At 66.2% G+C, this 20488-nt stretch carries 12 protein-coding genes and 1 pseudogene; 7 read left to right on the plus strand and 6 right to left on the minus strand.

The window, feature by feature from the left end; all coding sequences use genetic code 11:
* From P1X14_RS07510 to P1X14_RS07520, 3 genes and pseudogenes are all read left to right on the plus strand, one after another.
* Nucleotides 1-105: pseudogene (locus tag P1X14_RS07510) on the plus strand (M23 family peptidase); the annotation flags it as partial.
* 4 nt (nucleotides 106-109) lie between these two features.
* Entirely contained in the window at nucleotides 110-1534 is a 1425-nt protein-coding gene (locus P1X14_RS07515) for a tetratricopeptide repeat-containing sulfotransferase family protein (RefSeq protein ID WP_277314713.1), read from the plus strand.
* A gap of 44 nt (nucleotides 1535-1578) precedes the next feature.
* Entirely contained in the window at nucleotides 1579-3579 is a 2001-nt protein-coding gene (locus P1X14_RS07520; protein WP_277314714.1) for a tetratricopeptide repeat-containing sulfotransferase family protein, read from the plus strand.
* 32 nt (nucleotides 3580-3611) lie between these two features.
* Here the strand turns inward: P1X14_RS07520 and P1X14_RS07525 are convergent, their stop codons facing one another.
* The 4 genes from P1X14_RS07525 to P1X14_RS07540 all read right to left on the minus strand — a co-directional run bounded on the left by P1X14_RS07525 (nucleotide 3612) and on the right by P1X14_RS07540 (nucleotide 9682).
* Nucleotides 3612-3851, minus strand: coding sequence for a hypothetical protein (locus P1X14_RS07525; RefSeq protein WP_277314715.1), 240 nt, complete (start codon nucleotides 3849-3851; stop codon nucleotides 3612-3614).
* A 66-nt stretch (nucleotides 3852-3917) separates the two neighbouring features.
* A complete protein-coding gene (locus P1X14_RS07530) occupies nucleotides 3918-5438 on the minus strand; it encodes a putative 2OG-Fe(II) oxygenase (protein ID WP_277314716.1) in 1521 nt (506 codons plus the stop codon).
* Complete coding sequence (locus P1X14_RS07535; RefSeq protein ID WP_277314717.1) at nucleotides 5435-6628, minus strand: aspartyl/asparaginyl beta-hydroxylase domain-containing protein; 1194 nt, start codon at nucleotides 6626-6628, stop codon at nucleotides 5435-5437. Before P1X14_RS07535 ends, P1X14_RS07530 begins: the two co-directional genes overlap by 4 nt.
* Before the next feature lie 72 nt (nucleotides 6629-6700).
* Entirely contained in the window at nucleotides 6701-9682 is a 2982-nt protein-coding gene (locus P1X14_RS07540; RefSeq protein WP_277314718.1) for a TonB-dependent receptor, read from the minus strand.
* A gap of 303 nt (nucleotides 9683-9985) precedes the next feature.
* Here P1X14_RS07540 and P1X14_RS07545 point away from each other — a divergent pair, with 303 nt between their 5' ends.
* Complete coding sequence (locus tag P1X14_RS07545; RefSeq protein ID WP_277314719.1) at nucleotides 9986-10459, plus strand: hypothetical protein; 474 nt, start codon at nucleotides 9986-9988, stop codon at nucleotides 10457-10459.
* Nucleotides 10460-10576: 117 nt separating this feature from the next.
* Here the strand turns inward: P1X14_RS07545 and P1X14_RS07550 are convergent, their stop codons facing one another.
* Together P1X14_RS07550 and clpB are read right to left on the minus strand one after the other, a co-directional pair.
* Nucleotides 10577-12394, minus strand: coding sequence for a sulfotransferase (locus P1X14_RS07550; protein ID WP_277314720.1), 1818 nt, complete (start codon nucleotides 12392-12394; stop codon nucleotides 10577-10579).
* Between the two features lie 101 nt (nucleotides 12395-12495).
* Nucleotides 12496-15072, minus strand: a complete 2577-nt coding sequence (clpB, locus tag P1X14_RS07555; protein ID WP_277314721.1) for an ATP-dependent chaperone ClpB — start codon at nucleotides 15070-15072, stop codon at nucleotides 12496-12498.
* Nucleotides 15073-15336: 264 nt separating this feature from the next.
* On the opposite strand from clpB, the gene P1X14_RS07560 reads away from it, so the two are divergent.
* The 3 genes from P1X14_RS07560 to P1X14_RS07570 all read left to right on the plus strand — a co-directional run bounded on the left by P1X14_RS07560 (nucleotide 15337) and on the right by P1X14_RS07570 (nucleotide 20432).
* Nucleotides 15337-17643, plus strand: coding sequence for a TonB-dependent receptor (locus P1X14_RS07560; protein ID WP_277314722.1), 2307 nt, complete (start codon nucleotides 15337-15339; stop codon nucleotides 17641-17643).
* Nucleotides 17644-17751: 108 nt separating this feature from the next.
* Nucleotides 17752-18306 (plus strand): hypothetical protein, encoded by a 555-nt coding sequence (locus P1X14_RS07565; RefSeq protein ID WP_277314723.1) that lies wholly within the window; start codon nucleotides 17752-17754, stop codon nucleotides 18304-18306.
* On the plus strand, nucleotides 18303-20432 hold the full coding sequence (locus P1X14_RS07570) for an acylase (protein WP_277314724.1): 2130 nt from the start codon (nucleotides 18303-18305) through the stop codon (nucleotides 20430-20432). The genes P1X14_RS07565 and P1X14_RS07570 overlap by 4 nt, the downstream gene beginning before the upstream one ends.
* The last annotated feature ends 56 nt before the right edge of the window (nucleotides 20433-20488 follow it).

Below are 20488 nucleotides of genomic sequence, written 5' to 3' on the forward strand. Positions count from 1 at the left end.
GCCACCGGGCGCGCCACCGGCCCGCACCTCCACTGGGGCATGAAGTGGCGCGACGCGCGGATCGATCCGCTGCTGCTCGCAGGGCCCATGCCCGCCGCGGACTGAGCGGATGCAGGACGCGGACGCACTGCTGCGGCGTGCCTCCTCCCTGTTCCGCGCGGGCAGCTATGACGAAGCCGCGCGTGCCTATCGCGACCTGCTCGATGTCCGGCCCGATCTGCCAGACAGCTGGTTCAACCGGGCCATCGCCGAGCGGCGCACACGGCAATTCGACGATGCGCTGGCGTCCTTCGCCCGCGCGTTGACCTTGGGCATCACCGGGCCGGAGGAAGTGCATCTTCAGCGCGCGCTGATCTTCTCGGACGATCTCGGACGCAGCGGCGATGCGCGAGCCGAACTCGAACAGGCGCTGGCGCTCGATCCCGACTATGTCCCGGCTTTGCTCAATCTCGGCAATCTGCACGAGGATCTGGGCGATCGCGACGCTGCATGCGCGGCCTATGCGCGTGCCTGTGCCGCCGATCCGGCGGACGCGCTGGCGCTGGCGCGGCTGATCGGGGCGTCTCAGCCGGGTGCGGACGATCCGCTGCTCGCCCGCGCGCGTGCCGCGATCGCCGATCCGCGCGCGCATGACGAGGATCGCGCCGATCTGGGGTTCGCGCTGGGCGCGGCGCTCGACCGGGTGGGTGCTTATGATGCGGCGTTCGCGGCCTATCGCGAAGCCAATCGCGCGAGCCGTATTATGCTCGCCGCGCAGGGCGTGCGCTATCGCCCCGAAGCAGTCGAAGCGTTCGTCGCGCGGGCGTTGGAGAGCTTTCCCTGGCCTGCGACGGACGAAGATGCCGCGCCGGTCTTCATCTGCGGCATGTTCCGTTCGGGCTCGACGCTGGCAGAGCGAATCCTTGCGCGGCACAGTGGCATATCGGCGGGCGGCGAACTCGATACCTTGCCTGCGCTGATCGGCCGCGCGGCAATCGCCTATCCGGGGCCTGCGCCTTCGGCATCGTTGCTCGCACAGATGGCCGTAGCCTATCTGGCCGAAGCCGAACCGCGCCGCGCGCCCGGCACGCTGCTGACCGACAAGCGGCCCGACAATTTCCTGCATATCGGCCTGATCAAGTCGCTGTTTCCCAAGGCGAAGGTCGTGCACAGCGTGCGCAACCGGATCGACAACATCCTGTCGGTCTGGTACCTCCATGCCGGCGCCGCGATCCCCTATGCGACCGATCTGGCGGAGATCGCGCATTATCACGATCAGCAGGTGCGGCTGATGGCGCACTGGAAATCGCTGTGGCCGGGCGACATTCACGAACTCGATTATGACGCGCTGGTCGCCGATCCGCGTCCGGAGATCGGCAAGCTGCTGGCGTTCCTCGGGCTCGATTGGGAAGACGCCGTGCTGGAGCCGCATCGCGGCGCGGGTGCGGTGCAGACCGCGAGCGTGTGGCAGGTGCGCCAGCCGCTCTACCGCGAGTCCTCGGGGCGCTGGCGCAACTATCGGGCATATCTGAGCAATCTACTTGACGGCGGCTGAGCGGGCGGCTTTCCGGTTGGCATGATGCGAGCGGGCGGGACACGATGAGCAACAGCAACCCGGGCGCGCAGGTGCTCGCGCTGGCCAAGGCGGGCAATCTGGCAGAGGCGATCCGCGTCGGCGAAGCGGCACTGCTGCTGGCCGGTGCGCCCGATCCGGGGCTGACCATGTTCGTCGGCGTGCTGAGCTGCCGCCATGGCGACATGCCGCGCGGCATCGCCCATCTGCGCAGCGCGCTGGCGCTTGCACCGGGCCAGCCTGCAGTCGCCACCGAACTGGCCCGCGCGCTGCTCGCGACCGGTGCATTCGAGGATGCGATGCAAGTCGCCCAGCCGCTGGCGTCGCTCGGCAGCCCGCTGGGCCGCGAGATGCTGCGGATCTGCGCACAGGCGCTGCTGCGCGGGCAGGACCCGGCACAGGCGGAGACTGCGTTCGCCGATCTGACCGGCGCCGATCCGGTCGATTTCGAGGCCTGGCATGGCCTTGGCGTGGCCCGTCTCGCACTGGAACGCGCCGCTGACGCGCTGCCTGCGTTGCAACGTGCAGCCCAGCTTCAGCCCAATGCCGCGACCCACTGGACCGACCTGGCCCGTGTCCATGTGCTGTTGAAGGACGGCCCCGCCGCGGTCGACGCGGCACGCCGTGCAGTTGCGCTGGCGCCGGGCGACACCGCCGCACAGCTCGAACTGGGCCGTGCGCTGCTGGCCGCCGACAATCGCGACGAAGCATTGCCCGCGCTTGCCGCGGCCGGGCAGTCGGTGGGCGACAGACCGGCGATCCTCTGCGAGATCGCCGATCTTCAGTTCGATGCGCGCGCGATGGACGATGCCGAGCGCAGCTATCGCGCCGCGCTGGCGTTGCGGCCCGATCTGGAGCGTGCGTGGCACGGCCTGAGCAAGCTGCTCGAGCGGCTCAACCGCACCACCGAGCTGATGACGCTGGTGATGGATGCGGAGCATGCCGGGATCGCGCCGGACGCGACCGCGCTGTTCCGCGCGCGCGGTCTGCGCAACGAGAAGCGGTATGAGGAGGCGCTCGCCGCCGCCCGGTCGGCGCCGGCCGATGTCGATGCGCCGGAGCGCGCGCAACTGATCGGCGATCTGGCCGACCGGCTCGGCGATACCGATACGGCGTTTGCTGCCTTCTCCGAAGCCAAGGCGCTGCTCGCTGCCAATGCCGAGGCCTGGCACGAACAGGCCAACGAGTATCGCGATCGCTATGCCCGGCTCGACCGGATGCTGACGCCCGAATGGTATGGCCGCTGGCCGCAGCCCGCGCCGCCCGTCACCCGGCGCTCGCCCTTGTTCATCTTCGGCTTCCCGCGTTCGGGTACCACGCTGATCGACACGATGATGAGCGGGCATCCCGACACGGTGGTGCTGGAGGAAGAGCCGGTGATCGATCGCGTCGCAGAAGCGATGGGGCCGATGGAACGGCTGCCCGGGCTGGGCGATGCCGATATCGCCGATCTGCGTGCGCTCTATTTCCGCGAAGTCGCGCGCCATGCCGATGTCGATGGTCGGCTGATCGTCGACAAGAACCCGCTGGGGCTCGGCGCGACGATGCTGCTCCACCGGCTGTTCCCCGACGCGAAGTTCGTCTTTGCCGAGCGGCATCCGTGCGACGTGGTGCTGAGCTGTTTCATCACCAGCTCACAGATGAATGCGAAGATGGCGAGCTTCTTCGATTTCGTCAGCACCGCCGAGCTATATGACCATGTCCTGTCCTTCTGGACGCGGTGCTGCGAAGTGCTGCCGATCGATGTGCAGCAGGTCCGCTACGAGCGGCTGATCGCCGATCCCGAGACCGAGTTGCGCGGGCTTGCCGACTTCGCGGGGCTGGAATGGCATCCGCAGCTGCTCGATCACGAGGCCAATGCCGTGGCGCGATCCTATATCGGCTCGCCCAGCTATGCGCAGGTCGCGCAGCCGATCTACACCCGCGCGCGGGGGCGCTGGCTGCGGTACAGGGAGCATATGGCGCCGGTGCTGCCCATCCTCGCGCCCTGGATCGAGCGGATGGGGTATCAGATCGACGACGAATGAGGCTGACGGAGCGGGTCAGGCCCGCCCGCAGCTCAGTTCTTGGACTGGAAGGTCTGGACGCGCTCGGTGGTCTGGCGCGTGTCGCGGCGCAGATCTTCCCACTGCGACGCGGTAAGGCACACGCGGCGCGAACCGAGACGGCTGCCGATCACGTCCTCGGTCCGGCAGATCATGCGGTTGGGATCGCGGGCGTCCTTGGCGGGCTTGCCGTCCTGCGCGATGGCGGGGGTCGACATGGAAGTAAGCGCGAGACTGATGATCGTGGTGATCATGGTGCATTTTCCCAAAGGTGAAGGGGGCGGCCTTACGGTCTTATGACAGTAAGACTGCCTTGCCGGCTAACCGATGTCAAACGCGATCGTGAGCCGCTCACCCTCGGAAAAGGGGAGGGTGCCGTGCCACAGGGTCGAGGGGAAAAGGACCAGCCTGCCCGGCTTCGGCTCGACCAGCTTCATAGCCTCCAGACCGGTGCCGAGCGAGGCCTGCGGAGCGCCCAGCGTCAGCCATCCTGACCCGTCGCCTTCGCTCGCGCCGCGCATCGAATCGGGCAGGTCGACATAGAAAGCCGAGCTGAGCCAGCCCTCGGTATGGACATGCGGATCGTGGAATCCCTGTCCTTGCAGCCGCACCGACCAGGAGCCGATAAAGCGCGGGTGCCGCGGGATGCGGCCGAGCAGCGGATGGCGCGGATCGGGCGGCGGCAGTTTCGCGATATAGTCGGCCACGGCCCCCTTCAGCGCGGCGCGGATCGTGGCCAGTTCGGGATCGATCCGCGACAGCAACGGCCCGTCGGTCTGGGTGCCGCCGCGCACCGACTGGTCGGCGGGCTGGTGCCGGGCATGGTGCAGCGCGCGCAGCCGTGCTGCCAGCGGTTCGAGCAGGGGCAGATCCTCGCCCAGATCGACCACATGGATCAGCCGCGGATCGTCCAGCCATGCCGCGCGGGGATCGTCCATCAATCGCCATGCGAGCGAGAGATAGGGCCATGCCAGCGGCCGGATCGCGTCGGGCAGGCGATCGGCAAGGGCCGCCACTTCCGCCGCGCGTCCCCGGCGCAACAGGTGGCGCAGCAAATGCACTGCCAGATCGCCGTCGGACCATGGATCGAGCGTCGCGAAGGCGGCATCGGCTGCGTCGAGCTGGCCCCGTTCGGTCGCGAGCATCGCCGTCAGCGCACGCAGGGCCGGCACGTCGCCCAGCACGCGCTGCGCCTGCGCGAGAGCATGTGCCGCTTCGTCGAACAGGCTCGCGCGGAGCAGGACGACGATCTTGAGATGGTGCAGGCGAAGGTCGCCGGGCGCACCCTCCAGCGCTGTATCGATCGTGGCGGTGAAACGCTGGCGCTCACCATCGGCGAACCGCAGGCGGGCGATGGCCGCATGACCCGGAATCCAGCCCGGATGCTGCGCCAGCATCGCGGCGAGCGTTGCGTCGGCGCGCATCACATCGCCGCTGTCGAGCAACGCGGATGCCTCACCCAGAATGACGTCGCCATTATTGGGATCGGCGGCGCGGGCGCGGGCGAACCATTCGATCCCGCCCTGACCGCCCTCCAGCGCCGTACGGGCACGGGCATGGATCAGGCGCGGCTCGTTCGGTGTGATCGCAAGCGCGCGGTCCAGCGCGGCGATCGCCGGGGCCATATCGCCGGTCGCGCGGTGAAGCAGTCCGAGGATGTGCCACAGCTGCGCGTCATTGCCGCGCTGTGCCGCGATCCCGGCGAGCAGCGGAATCGCATCTGCCTCTCGGCGTTCCTGCAGTGCGCGCAAACCGGTGGCCGCGGCCAGATCGGCGCGGGGGGAGGGAGCCTTCAGCGCCGCCAGCATCGCATCGAGGCCGGCCGCCGTCCCTGCCGTCATAGCGGCGCCCCATGCTCCGCTTCATCGGCTTCCATCACCCGGCGCACCGCGGCGCGCTCGCCTGCGTCGAGATCGGGATGCCAGCTGTCGAAGATCAGCACGATCCGGGGCAGGTCGCTCTCGTTGGCGGCTTCATGCTCGATCGTGTCGTCGAACACGAACGGCTCGCCCACCACCCAGCGCCGCTTGGTCGCGCCGACGCGGAACCAGCAATCGGGCGGCACGATCAGCGGCAGGTGGCACACCAGCCGCGTATTCGCGATCCCGGTGTGCGGCGGGATATGGGTATGTGGCTTGAGCAGCGAGAACATCGCATTGGGCGATCGGCCCGCGATTTGCGGCTGGGTGACCTGTGCCAGCGCCGCCATGGTGCGCGGGCAGCGATCGGCATTCTCCGCCACGCGATGCCCGCCGCTCAGCAGATGGAAGGCGGTCCAGTCGAGCGAATGGTTCAGCGCGGTCCATTGCCGCAGCGGCACGTCGTTCGGCTGCTGGATATAGGGCTCGGCGCGCGCCGAGCGGTCCTCGAGCAGGGCGTGCAGCTCTTCCAATATGTCGCCGGCGGCCGCGGCGATCGATGCGAGCCAGGGGAAATCCTCGACTTCGTGGAACTCGCGCTCGCGCAGGCCCGGATAATGATAATGGGTCGGTTCCGAATGATAGTAGCGCGTCTCGCGCAGCGCGTTCGATTTGAACCGGCTCAGCCGCGCGCGGTGACGATTGTCGAGCGAGGGATCGGCATCGATCGCGGCGTCCCACACCGCGTTCGCACGCGCCATCCATGCGCCGCTGACCTGCCGGGCGTGGGCGACCAGCGGCTTCAACCCGCTTTGCAGCTCGCTATCGTCATCGGGAAGCTGTGCCAGCGCACGGGTATAGGCCTTGGCTGCTTCGAGGCGCTGGCCATCGGATTCGAGCAGGCGGGCACGGCTGAGCAGCGCGACCAGATGGAGCGGATCGACCGAGAGCGCGCTGGAAATCGCGGCCTGCGCGCCCGGGGAATCCCCGCCGGCCCGCCGCACGGCCGCCAGCTTCAGCCAGGTGTCGAGCCGTTCAGGAGAAGCCTGCACGACCTGTTCGAGCAGTGCGCGGGCGCCCGCGATATCACCCTGCGACGCAAGCCGGTCTGCGGCTGATTCCAGATCGTCGGATTGGGGTGCGGGTTCGGGATCGGCCATCGGTGAAATCATGCCAAAGTCCCCCGCAAAAGAAAACGGCGGACCTTTCGGCCCGCCGTTCCCTTTCGTTGCTGATCGCTGGGATCAGAAGTCGAGCGTCACGCCGACATACACATAGCGGCCAAGCGAGTCATACACCTGGGCGAACGTGTTGCCGTTCATGACCACGCCAAGGCCGAGACCGTTGGTCGGCGGAGCCTTGTCGAGGATGTTGTTCGCGCCGAGGCGGAACGTGTAATTGTCTCCAACCGACGCGGTGAGCGCCAGATCGAAGTAGTTATAGGCGCTGATCGTCGCGTTACCCGGACGGGTGACGCCGGCCAGATCCGTGTCGGTGCTCGACGTGTCGGCATGGGTCTTCGAGAAGTAACGCCATGCGAGCGACGCGCTCACGCCGAACGGTGCCGTGTAGGTCAGGCGAGCCTTGTGACGCCATTCCGGGGTCGGAATGCCGCACTGCGAGCCATAGAAGCCGACGCAGTCAAAGTCCGGCGGACCGAACGAGTTGACGCGCAGCGAGTCGAGCCAGGTACCGGCGATCGAGAACGCCAGCGAGCCCGAGCCGCCCAGATCGGTCGAGTAGCTCGCGCCGATATCGACACCGCGGGTCGAAAGCTCGCCCGCGTTGACGTTGACGTCGAACACATAACCGCCGCCGGCCAGCGTCGGCGTACCGCGCCACAGGTTGCCTGCTGCGTTACGCTTGATCAGCGAGCAGTAGAACGAGTTGCCGGTGGTCAGGCACTGGTTGAGGATGCTGTCCGAGCCATAGGTCGAGATCTGGTTCTTCAGACGGATGTCGAAGAAGTCGATCGTGGCCTGGAAGCCCTTGAAGAAGGTGGGCGTGAAGACCGCACCGATGGTCAGCGAGTCGGCGATTTCCGGCGTCAGCTGCGCGTTGCCGCCCAGGAAGCCGTTATACTGCGCCGCCGGGTTGGCCGAGACGTTGCCGAACTGGGCCGGCGTCACGCCGGTCAGTGCGCACTGCGCCTGGGTGAAACCATTGACGGTGCCGCCAACAGCCGGACCCGCGCACGGATCGGTCGAGCCGTCGAGGCCGAACGAACGTGCGCCGAACAGCTCGACCGCATTCGGTGCGCGCACCGAGTGGTTGTAGCTGACACGGAACTTCACGTCGCGCGTCGGCGACCACGAACCTTCAACCTTCCAGGTGTCGGTGTCGAACTGGTTCGACGTCTGAACGCCGGTTGCCGGATCGAGACCCGCAACCTTGTAGCTCGAACGACGATAGCCTGCGCCGAGACGGAGGTCCTCGAAGAACGACTTGCCCTGAACCAGCGGCAGCGAGCCTTCGATGAAGCCTTCCTTCACTTCGAACGTGCCGGCCACCGGAGTGGTCGGGCCGCCCTGACCGGCGCCTTCGCCCGACAGGAAGTTCGAGTCGACCTCGAAGTTGATGCCGACGCGACGATATTCCGCGCCGAAGTTCACTGCGAAGCCTTCGGTTGCCCAAGGCAGGGTGGCGCCATAGTTGCCGCCCAGAACCGTGATCGAGGCGTTGACGATCTGCTCGCTGGTCTGACCGCGCGAGAAGAGCGGCAGCTGCAGATAGTTCAGCGATGCCTGGCTCACGCCGCCCGTGGTGAAGATGTTCCACGGAACGCAGGCCGGATCGGTGCCGTCGATGACCGAGCGGCAGGTGGGCACGCCACCCGGGCCCGACACGACGTCGAGCGACTTGGCGATACGCGAGACCGCGAAGTCGTTGCGATAGGTCTGCGCGAAGTTCACGCGGCTATACTGATACGACGCATCGTAGGTGATGCCCGAAGCGATATCGCCACGCGCGCCGAACAGGCCGCGATAGGTGGTGTGCTGCAGGTCGTCCTGACGGCCACCGCCTTCAACGTTACGACGGCCGATATAGACGTTCGCGCGGGTTTCGCCGGCCGGGCCGACAAAGGTGTTGCCGGGAACGCAGAGGGTTGCGATCTGCTGCGCCGACATCAGCGGGTTGTCGCAGTTCAGGCTGTTCGTGTTGAAGAAGTTGCCCGACGGCGCGATCTGCGCGACCGTGCGGTCATCCATGAACATGAACTCGAGATACGGCTTGAACGAGTCGTTGACCTCGTAGTGCGCGAACAGGCCGGCCGTGTAGCGCTCGTCAGGGCGCTGGAAGTAGTTGGTCGGCGCGAAGTTGTAGAGCACCTGGCCGGGGACGAACTGGTTGCCCTGGACGAAATAATAGGTGCCGAACGCGTAGAACGAACCCGGAGCCGACGTGCCCGAACCGCCGCAATTGTACTGGCGACCGAGAAGCGAGGTGTTTGCAGCGGTGTTCGCCGAGAGCGAGCAGGCCGAATAGTCGCGCTTGTCCTGGGTGACCGGGTTGATCTTGCGATAGCCGGCATAGGCGGTGACATGGCCACGGCCGTCGTCGGTGCCAGCGCCGATCACCGCAGTGATGTCGAAGGTGCCGCCGTCGGTGACGCTGCCGTCAGGATAGGGGAAGCCGCGCGCGTCGAGCGCCCGGGTGATGTCGCCGCCAGCGCGGTTGTTGTGGTTGTAGAAGCTGTACTGCGAGTCGATCTTCACACCTTCGAAGTCGGTGTCCATCACGAAGTTGACGACGCCGGTCACGGCGTCGGCGCCGTACACCGACGAAGCGCCGCCGGTCAGCACGTCGACGCGCTTGATCAGCGCGGCGGGGATGATGTTGACGTCAGACAGCGGCGAGCGCGGATCGCCCGGGACGAGACGGCGGCCGTTGATCAGCACCAGGGTGCGCGCGGCGCCCAGATTGCGGAGATCGATGGTCGCGGTGCCGGTCGAGCCGTTCGAGATGCTTCCGCCCTGTCCGGCGAACACCTGCGGCAGCGCGTTGACGAGATCCTCGACGCGCGTCGTGCCCGACTGCTTGACTTCGGCTGCGCCGATCACCGTGACCGGGCTGGTCGATTCCAGGTTCGGCTGCGGGATGCGCGAACCGGTGACGAGGATTTCTTCGCCCTGATCCTCTTGCGGTGCTGCATCCTGCGCGAAAGCGGGCGTGCTGAGCAACGCCAGGCCGACAATGGCCGACGAGGCGAGCAGCTGCTTCCTCATGTTAAAAGTTGTCATGTTTTCGATCCCCTATATTTCAATCGAAATTACACCTGAAACGGTGCAATTTTCGAAGCCTATCAGACGGCTGACACGGTTTTCAATCGCCACTGAGCGAATGCAGCATTGCGTTGAAACTTGTAACAAAATAGCCACACCGTCCGAAGGTTTGCGACCGTGAAGGCAATGACTTAAGTTATTGTTCTACTGCCTGAGAATGATGGTGATGCCATGCAATGTTTCCAGAATGTTTCCGTAAAAATCCTGTTCGTTGCGATGGTTGGCGCAGTCGGCTGTACGCCCGCTTTGGCACAGACCGCGCCGTCGGCAGGATCCGAGCCGGCCGAACTGCGGGCGTTGCTGGAATGCCGCGGCATTACCGACAATGCCGCCCGTCTGGCTTGTTTCGATGCCGCTTCGGCGCGCTTCGATGTTGCACGGCAGCGTGGCGATCTGGCGGTGGTCGATCGCGAGGAGGTCCGCAAGACCCGGCGCGGCCTGTTCGGCTTCCGCTTGCCCGGCATCTCGCTGTTCGGCGGCGACAAGGAAGGCGGGGACGAACTTGCGGAACTCACCGGCAAGGTCGTCTCGGCCCGCCGCGGCAGCGATGGCTGGACGATCACGCTGGAAGGCGGTGCGGTCTGGCAGCAGACCGATGCAGTGATGCTCGGACGCAGCCCGAAGCCGGGATCGACGGTGGTGATCCGGCGCGCGGCGCTGGGCAGCTACAAGATGAACGTCGATGGCGGCCCGGCGATCAAGGTACGCCGGATCGGGTAGCTCTGTTGATTGGCGGCACCAGCCCGCTCCCCCCACCCGACCTCCCATCCAGCATATCCTGTGGGAGGTCGGGTGGGGGAGCGGGCTGGTGCAGAAACGCCGCGCTAGCGGCGCAGCCTACACGCTGAAGCGCGCCAGCGCCGCACGGGCGCGGGCCTCCACGGGCTCGATGATCGGCCAGACGCGCTCGATCTCGGCTTCGTGACGGCGCCATTTGTCGGGATGCGGCGCGGAGACGGTGGTCGGCGAGATCGGCAGCGTCGCGCCGAGTTCGAGATCCCAGTCGAGGTCGAGCTGGCGGCACAGCGACTCGATGGTTTCCTGCGGCGCGGCCAGCAGCGTGTCGTAAGCGACCGCGCAGACCTGTTCGCGCGGCAGCGCCTCGAGATCGTCGAGCAGGATCGAAGTCGTTTCGGCCCATTGCCGCGCGACGATCTCCGCCAGCGGCTTGCCGCGCAACTCCTTCCATCCCGGCACCAGCAGCAGCGACCAGACCGGCCCCGGCCATTGCGGCAGATTGGGATAGGTCAGGAACTTGCCGGTCCCCCAGGCCTCCAGCATGCTCGACAGTGTCTGGCGCGGATCGCGGTACAGATAGAGGAAGCGCGCATCGGGGAAGATCGCATGCATGAACGGCACGCGCAGGCTGTTCTTCGGCGTCTTCTCGATCATCGTCACTGCGCCCGCGGGCGGCTTGCCGTCACGATCGTGCAGGCCCGAATAGAAGCGCGAGGCCAGTTCCTCGGACAGTTCGGGCGTGGCATCCTCGGCCGTCAGCCGGTTCGACGACCAGCTGCGATCGCGCGGATGCAGGCCCGGGATCATCTCGATCAGCCCATGGCTCTCGCCGCCGACCGTGTGCACGCCGGCCGCCTTCGCCAGCGTGAGGAACAGCAGGGTCGATCCGGACCGTGGCGAGCTGACGATGAACAGCGGGCGCTTGAAATGATCCTGGATGCGCTTGGGCTGGATGCGGGCAGGCGCGGCGGGCTGGCCCTGACCCAGCCGGTCGAGCTTCTCGCGGATGTTGAAGATCAGCTCGGCGAGATGACGGCCCAGCGCCTGGGTGTTGCGCAGCCGCATCCGGTCGAGCGGGAATCTGCGGAGTTCGCCTTCGAGATGGGAAAGCAGGCGGTTATACTCGCCGCTGCCCGATGCCTGCGGCCCATAAGCCGACCAGGCGCCGGTCCATCCCCAGACGAACCGGTCGAGCAGCGCCAGCAGCGCGGGAAGTTCGGGATCGGGCTGTGCCAGGGTTTCGATGAAGCCGACATGGTGGCGCAGTTCCCAGGGCGACATCATCGCGACCGGATCGGCTTGTTCGAAAGCGAGCCGCGGCGCCGCCATCTTGGCCTTGTCGGGCGCGGCCAGTCGTGGCGCCTCGTTCTCGCCGCGGCGCGCGCGGGCGATCAGGTCCCACAGCCCGTCGCTGCCGACCGTGTCGATCACCAGATGGGTGCGCTGCTGGTCCCAGTCGTTGCGGACCTGATGGACCGAGAAGGTGTCGAACGCCCAGCATTCGCCCGCGGCCATGTTCACCGTGCGCCCGTTGCAGGTGAAGGCGACCTGTGGGGAGGTGACGATGGGCACATGGATGCGCAGATGCTTGCGCCAGTAGAAATTGGTGTCGATGTGCGGCGGCACGGTTGCGCCCGGCGCCAGCCGCATCAGCCGTCCGCGGCCCCACACCGCGCCGATCTCGGCCATCACCTGCATCATATAGGGGCTGGCGCGCAGGAACTCGGTGGGCGCCATATTGCCCTCGGTCCCTTCCGACGCCGCGCCGTCGGGCGTGACCAGCCGCACCGCTTCGTTGCCGGGCAGGCGGTTGGGATGGGCGACCCAGGCACGGGGCGGCAGCGCGTCCATCTCGGCCTTGAGCGCATCGGCGTCGAAGCGGATCGGCAAGCGCAGCAGCGGTTCGGTCAGGTACATGGTACGAGGTCGCAGCTATTCGAGGCGGGAGAGGTGCAGCGCACGCCGCACCTCTCCTAGATTTCGGCAAGCCACGCAAGTGCGTGGGCCGAAGCCGACCCTCAGACGACGGTCAGCTTCAGCTCGCCATCACCTTCGTCGACCTTCACCGTCGATCCGTCCTTAACCTCGCCGCGCAGGATCCTGTCGGCCAGCTTGTCCTGCAGATGGCGCTGCACCGCCCGCTTCAGCGGACGTGCGCCATAGACCGGATCGTAACCGACCCGGCCCAGCCAGGCGCGGGCGCCGTCGGTCAGCTCGATGCGGATCTTGCGGTCCGCCAGCAGCTTGCCGAGACGGGCGATCTGGATGTCCACGATCGGTGCCATGTGATCCGCCGCCAGCCGGTGGAACAGGATGATCTCGTCCAGCCGGTTGAGGAATTCCGGGCGAAAATGGGCGCGGACGATTTCCATCACCTGCGGCTCGACCTCATCGACCGAATGGCCCTCGCCCAGATTGGTGAGGAACTGCGAGCCGAGGTTCGAGGTGAGGATCACGATCGTATTCGAGAAATCGACCGTGCGGCCCTGACCATCGGTCAGCCGTCCGTCGTCGAGCACCTGCAGCAGCACGTTGAACACGTCGCCATGCGCCTTCTCGACTTCGTCGAACAGCACGACCTGATAGGGCCGCCGCCGCACCGCTTCGGTCAGCACGCCGCCTTCCTCGTAACCGACATAGCCCGGAGGCGCGCCGATCAGCCGGGCGACCGAATGCTTCTCCATGAACTCGCTCATGTCGATGCGGACCATCGCGTTGGGATCGTCGAACAGGAATTCGGCCAGCGCCTTGGTCAGCTCGGTCTTGCCGACGCCGGTCGGCCCCAGGAACAGGAAGCTGCCCAGCGGCCGGTTCGGGTCCTGAAGGCCCGCACGGCTTCGGCGCACGGCAGTCGACACGGCCTTCACCGCGTCGGACTGGCCGATGACGCGCTTGCCGAGCACTTCCTCCATGTTGAGCAGCTTCTCGCGCTCGCCTTCCAGCATCCGTTCCATCGGGATGCCGGTCCAGCGGGCGACGACCGCGGCGATATCGTCGGCGGTCACTTCCTCGCGCAGCATCGCGCCCTTGGCTGAGACCTGCGCCTCTTCCAGTTGCTTGGTGAGGGCAGGGATCGTGCCGTAGTTGAGCTCGGCCATCTTGGCGAGATCGCCCTGACGCTGCGCCTGCTCCAGCTCGATGCGCGCGGCGTCGAGCTGCTCCTTCAGCTTGCTCTCGGCGTTGATCTTGTCCTTCTCGGCCTGCCAACGCGTCGTCAGCTCGCTCGATTGCTGCTCCAGGTTCGCCAACTCGCCCTCGAGGGTCGAGAGCCGGTCCTTCGACGCGGCATCGCTTTCCTTCTTCAGCGATTCCCGCTCGATCTTGAGCTGGATGATGCGGCGATCGAGATTTTCGATCTCCTCAGGCTTGGACTCGACTTCCATGCGGATGCGGCTGGCGGCCTCGTCCATCAGGTCGATCGCCTTGTCGGGCAGGAAGCGATCGGTGATGTAGCGGTTCGACAGGGTCGCCGCCGCCACGATCGCGCCGTCCGCGATCCGCACGCCATGGTGCAGCTCATACTTGTCCTTGATGCCGCGCAGGATCGAGATCGTATCCTCGACCGTGGGTTCGCCGACGAACACCGGCTGGAAGCGGCGCTGGAGTGCGGCGTCCTTCTCGACATACTTGCGATACTCGTCGAGCGTGGTCGCGCCGATGCAATGCAGTTCGCCGCGCGCCAGCGCCGGCTTGAGCAGGTTGCCCGCGTCCATCGCTCCTTCGGTCTTTCCCGCGCCGATCAGCGTGTGCATCTCGTCGATGAAGAGGATGATGTCGCCCTCGGCGGCCTTCACTTCGTCGAGTACGCCCTTCAGGCGCTCCTCGAACTCGCCGCGATATTTCGCACCCGCGATCAGACTGCCCATGTCGAGCGACATGAGCGTGCGGTCCTTGATCCCGTCGGGCACGTCGCCATTGACGATGCGCAGCGCGAGCCCCTCGGCGATGGCGGTCTTGCCGACGCCGGGTTCGCCGATCAGCACGGGATTGTTCTTGGTGCGGCGGGCCAGGATCTGGATGGTGCGGCGGATCTCCTCGTCGCGGCCGATCACCGGGTCGAGCTTGCCCGCGCGGGCGTCCGCGGTCAGGTCGCGTGCGAACTTCTTGAGCGCGTCGTAGCGATCCTCGGCACCGGCCGTGTCGGCGGCGCGGCCGCCGGTGACCTTGTCGATCGCGGCGTTGAGCGCCTGCGGCTTCACGCCTGCGGCGGCGAGCGCCTTGCCCGCGGCGGTGCTCGACAAGGCAATGGCAAGGAGGAGCCGCTGGACGGGCACGAAGCTGTCGCCAGCCTTCTGCGCGACCTGCTCGGCCTGATCCAACACGCGGACCAGATCATTGTCGAGGCCCGGCGTCTGCTGCGCGCCGCCGCCCGACACCGCCGGCACCTTGGCCAGCAGCGCATCGGTTTCGGCCAGCGCCTTCTTCGCATCGCCGCCCGCGGCCGCGATCAGGCCCGATGCCATGCCCTGCTCGTCTTCCAGCAGCGCCTTCAGCAGATGCTCGGGCGAGATCCGCTGATGGCTCATGCGGATGGCGACGGTCTGCGCCGATTGCAGGAAGCCCTTGGCGCGGTCGGTGAATTTCTCGAGGTTCATGTGTGTCCCTGTTCAGTCCTGCATCGCGAGATAGTGTTGCAATATTGCAACACAAGGGCGCCTCCCCAGCTTATTTCGCACATGTAGGCGTGACCGCGCCGGTCCCCAAGTTCCGCATTCCGCTACGGCCCGGCCCTTGTCCGTAACGAGTCACGCGACCGTCTCCAAACCGACATGGCTGCATCGCCATGCTGCAACGCACAACGCCTAGCGGCGGCCCTGACGCGGACAACAGTGTTCGCGCGCTTTCAGGGAAACACGCTCATGCGTAAGGTTGCAGCCTGGCTTCTGGCCGGCACTTCGATGTTCATCGCCGGCACCGCCGCCGCGCAGGATGCCGCGCCGGTCGCCGCTCCGGCCGATGAAGGTAACGAGATCGTCGTCATCGGCCGTGGCGAAACCCGCCAGGTGCAGCAGCTGGGCAGCGAGGATATCGGCGTGCTGGCCGCGGGCACCAGCCCGCTCAAGGCGATCGAGAAGCTGCCGAGCGTCAACTTCCAGTCGGCCGATCCGTTCGGCAATTACGAATGGGCGCAGCGCGTCTCGATCCGCGGCTTCAACCAGAACCAGCTCGGCTTCACGCTCGACGGCATTCCGCTGGGCGATGCGACCTATGGCAACGTCAACGGCCTGCACATCAGCCGCGCGATCACCAGCGAGAATATCGGCGAGGTCCGCGTCTCGCAGGGCGCCGGCTCGATCGGCACCCAGGCGACCAACAATCTGGGCGGCACGCTGGAATTCTTCTCGAGCGAGCCCAAGGCCGAGTTCGGCATCCGCGCCGAAGGCACCTATGGCAGCGAGAGCACCGTGCGCGGCTTTGCGCGGTTGGACACCGGCGATCTGGGCGGCGGCGTCTCGGCCTATGTCTCCTATGTCTATTCGGACATGGACAAGTGGAAGGGCACCGGTTCGCAGCGCACCCAGCAGGTCAATGGCAAGTTCGTCGCCCCGGTCGGCGATGTCCGCATCGTCGGCACGCTGGCCTATTCGGACCGCCGCGAGAACGACTATCAGGACATGTCGCTCGGGATGATCGCCCGCCTCGGCTATGACTGGGACAATATCTCGAACGATTATGCGCTGGCCGTGCGCATTGCCGATATCGGCAACAATCGCGGCGATACCGGCGCGCCGGTGAGCAACCCGGCGGCGGGCACCGTCTATCCCTCGCCGATCGCGACCATCGACGATGCCTATTTCGACGCCGCCGGCCTGCGTCAGGACTGGCTGGCTTCGTTCGGCGTGGAAAGCGCAGCGGGCAGCGATATCCGCTTCGCGGTGAAGGGCTATTATCACGACAATCACGGCCAGGGCCTGTGGTTCACCCCCTATGTCCCGACCCCGGGCGTCAGCGCATCGCCGATCTCGATCCGCACCACCGAATATGACATGGACCGCAAGGGCGTGTTCGCTTCGGTCGGCACGACGTTCGGCTTCAACGACGTGACCGTCGGCGCCTGGTACGAGCGGAACGAATTCCGTCAGGCCCGCCGCTTCTACGGCCTGTTCAGCCGCTCCAACCCCGGCCGCGACAGCCTGCACTTCCAGAGCAATCCGTTCGCGACCCAGTGGGAGTTCGAATACACCACCGACACCTTCCAATATTATGTGCAGGACAAGCTGACGTTCGGCGATCTGACGCTTAACCTCGGCTCGAAGGGCTTCGAGGTCCGCAACAAGGCCAATCCGGTGGTCGCGGCCAGCCTCGCCTCGGGCAAGATCAAGGCGACCGACTGGTTCCAGCCGCATGCCGGCATCGCCTATCAGATCACCCCGAACGCCGAGCTGTTCGGCGGCTTCACCCAGGTGACCCGCGCCTTCACCGCATCGGCCACCACCGGTCCGTTCGCCACGACGCAGGCGGGCTTCAACGCCCTGCTGGGCGGTGCGACCGAGCTGAAGCCGGAATCGTCGGACACGTTCGAACTGGGCGGCCGCTTCCGCGCCGGCCCGTTCACCGGCTCGGCGGCGGGCTATTATGTCAACTTCCGCAACCGCATCCTGGCGGTGACCACCGGCGCAGGCATCGTCGGCAACCCGCCGATCCTGCAGAATGTCGGCGACGTCCGCTCGCTCGGCTTCGAAGCGACCGGCTCGCTGCGCCTGCCGGCCGGCTTCGGGCTGTTCGCCTCGTACAGCTACAATGAATCGACCTATCGCGATAACGTGGTCAACACGGTGATCGTGGGCGGCGTGCCGACCGCGGTGGTGATCCCCACCAAGGACAAGACCGTCGTCGATACCCCGCGTCACCTGCTCAAGGGCGAAGTGAGCTACGCGAACCAGGGCTTCACCGCGCGTCTTGGCGCAAACTACATGAGCAAGCGCTACTTCACCTACACCAACGACCAGTCGGTCGACGGCCGGGTGATCTTCGATGCGACGCTGGGTTATGAATTCGATCTGGGCGGCCGCACGGTGGCGATCCAGGCGAATGCGACCAACCTGCTCGACAAGAAGTACGTCTCGACGATCGGCACGAATGGCTTCGGCAATTCGGGCGACAACCAGACGCTGATGGTCGGCGCGCCGCAGCAGTTCTTCGTGACGCTCAAGATCGGTTACTGATCCCCTATATCGGTTGCCGTACGCGGGAGGGCCGGGGCGAAAGCTCCGGCCCTTTTCGGTTTGGGCGTTGGCCGGGCGGCTGCTAGCCTCGGGCGAAAGGGGAGAGGCATGTCGCTGTTCGGAGCCTTGTTGATGTCGGTGCAGGCTGCGCCCGCCGAGCCGGTGCAGATCGTGCTCAAGCGATCGGACAAGGATTGCGCCGCAATGGTGGATGGTGCCCCCATCGACTGGGCCGATCTCGAGAAGCGGGCCGTGGACTGGGCGCTGACCGGGCGAGGTGCCGAACTCAGTGGAGACGAGAACGCCTCCTACCGCTGTATCGGGGGCCTGATTTTCGTGCTGCAAAAGGCTGGGTTCAGCCAGTATTTCGATGCCGGATTTACGCCGGGCTTCAGGATGCGCTTCTACGCCACGATCAGGCTGTTCGTGTCTGCGAAGTGCGAGATTACGGTCAATGGCGGGATCGTGAGCTTTGCGGAATATGACCGGCTGGCTGCGGAATGGGGCCGCAACCAGGCCGAGATTCATTTCCAGCCCGACCCCAAGAGTGAGTTTGAGTGCGTCGATCGCACATTGGCCGTGCTCAGGCAGCACAATGCGACCAAGCTCGGTTTCATCGGGAACGAGCAAGCCGCAGGTGACCCGGCGGAGGACGGCCAATGAAATGGCTCAGCCGCATCGGCCTGTCGCTGCTCGCGCTGATCTTCGTGGCCGCGTTTGGCCTTGCGACATGGGAGCCGCTGCTGGCGAAGCGCATGGCGCCGCCGCCGGATCATAGATACGATGTCGAGATCGTCCGCGACGATTTCGGGGTGCCGCATATCTTCGGGAAGACCGATCCCGATGTGGCGTACGGCATCGCCTATGCCCATGCCGAGGATGATTTCTCGACGCTGCAGGAAGTGCTGGCGATGACCCGCGGGCGGCTCGGCGCGATCAGCGGGGCTGACGGCGCGAAGACCGACTATGTCGTCGACCTGCTCGGCGCGCGGGCGACGGTGGCGCGCGATTATATGAAGCAGCCGGCGGATGTGCGGGCATTGCTCGATGGCTATGCGGCGGGGCTGAACCGCTACGCCGAGAAGCATCCGCAGGAGGTCCGCCTCGCCAAGCTGTTCCCGGTCAATGGCGAGGATGTCGCGACCGGATTCGTGGTGCGATCGCCCTTCTTCTTCGGGCTGGACGCCTATCTGGGCGCGCTGGGCGGGGACAAGCCGTTGCCCGTCGAAAGCGCGGGAGCACTGGACGCGCCGAACTTCACCCCGCTGGGGGCCGAACCGGGGCAAGCGGGATCGAACGCGTTTCTGGTCGCGCCGAAGCGCTCGGCCGATGGCGCGACGCGGCTCGTGTCCAACTCGCACCAGCCCTGGCGCGGGGCGGCGGCCTGGTATGAGCTGGTGGTGCATTCCAAGAGCGGCTGGAACTTCGCGGGCGCGACCTTCCCCGGTGCGCCCTATCCGCTGCTCGGCCATAACGAGCATCTGGGGTGGACCAACACCGTCAACCGGCCGGACATGGTCGATGTCTACAAGCTCGTGCTGAACGAAACCGGCGACCAGTATCGCTATGACGGCCAGTGGCGGCCGCTGGAGAAACATACCGTCTGGTTGCCGGTGAAATTGTGGGGACCATTTGTGCTGCCGGTGCCGCGCAGCGTCGAGCGGGCGGTGCAGGGGCCGGTGATGCGCAACAAGGGCGGCGCCTTTGCGCTGCGCTATGGCGGCGCGGACCAGCTGCGCATGGTCGAGCAATATTACCGTATCAACCGCGCGCAGGATTTCGATCAGTGGCAGGCGGCGATGGCGATCCAGGGGGTGCCGGGCACCAACTTCCTCTATGCCGACAAGGCCGGGAACATCGCCTATTTCTACAACGCCAGCTTTCCCAACCGGAAGCCGGGCTATGATTATTCGAAGGTGCTGCCGGGGGATACGTCCGCGGCCTATGCGCCGGGAACGGTGCCGTGGAACATGGTGCCGCGGAACGTGAATCCGGGGTCGGGCTTCCTCCAGAATGCCAACAACTCGCCCTATCAGGCGGCGGGCGAGGGGTCTGAGATCCCGGTCCAGCCGCCTCTATTGGGCGTGGAGACCGACACCACCAATCGCGGGACGCGCGCGCTGGAGCTGCTGTCGGCGGACGGATCGATCAGCGACGACGATCTGGTGCGGATCAAGTTCGACAGCGGGGTGAGCCGCACCGGCTATCTCGGGCGCTGGTATGACGAGATCCTCAAGGTCGATCCCAAGGGCGACAAGCTGCTGACCCGCGCGCGCGATCTGCTGGCGGAATGGGACTGGAATTTCGACGGCAAGGGGCCGGCGGATTCACTCGCTTACTCGATCCTGCGCGTGCCCAATCGCTGGCATTACGAGCGTAAGCCAAAGCCCGATCCGCGCGTGGTACTGGCCGAGGCGGCGGGCTATCTGGAGAAGCATTTCGGGCGGCTCGATCTGCCGCTGGGCGAGTTCATCCGGCTGCGGCAGGGCAATGTCGATCTGCCGCTGGACGGCGGCCCGGACTCGCTGCGCGCCGCGACCAGTTACGACGAACTGCCCGACGGCCGCCTCGCGATCCGGCATGGCGACAGCTTCATCATGTTCGTGAGCTGGGACAAGCCGGGCAAGGTCTCGTCGCGGTCGATCCAGCCCTTCGGATCGGCGAGCACGCGGCCGGGATCGAAACATTATACCGATCAGGCGCGGCTGTTCGTCGCGCACAAGTTCAAGCCGGTGTGGTTCGATCCCGCCGGGCTGCGCGGGCATACCGAGAGAAGGTATCGTCCCTGACTCCTTCTCCCATCGGGGGAGAAGGAAGGGGCCCGTTCGCAAAGCGAGTGGGAAGG

It is taken from the genome of Sphingomonas sp. AOB5, assembly GCF_029433115.1.
In the GTDB taxonomy this organism is placed as follows: domain Bacteria; phylum Pseudomonadota; class Alphaproteobacteria; order Sphingomonadales; family Sphingomonadaceae; genus Sphingomonas.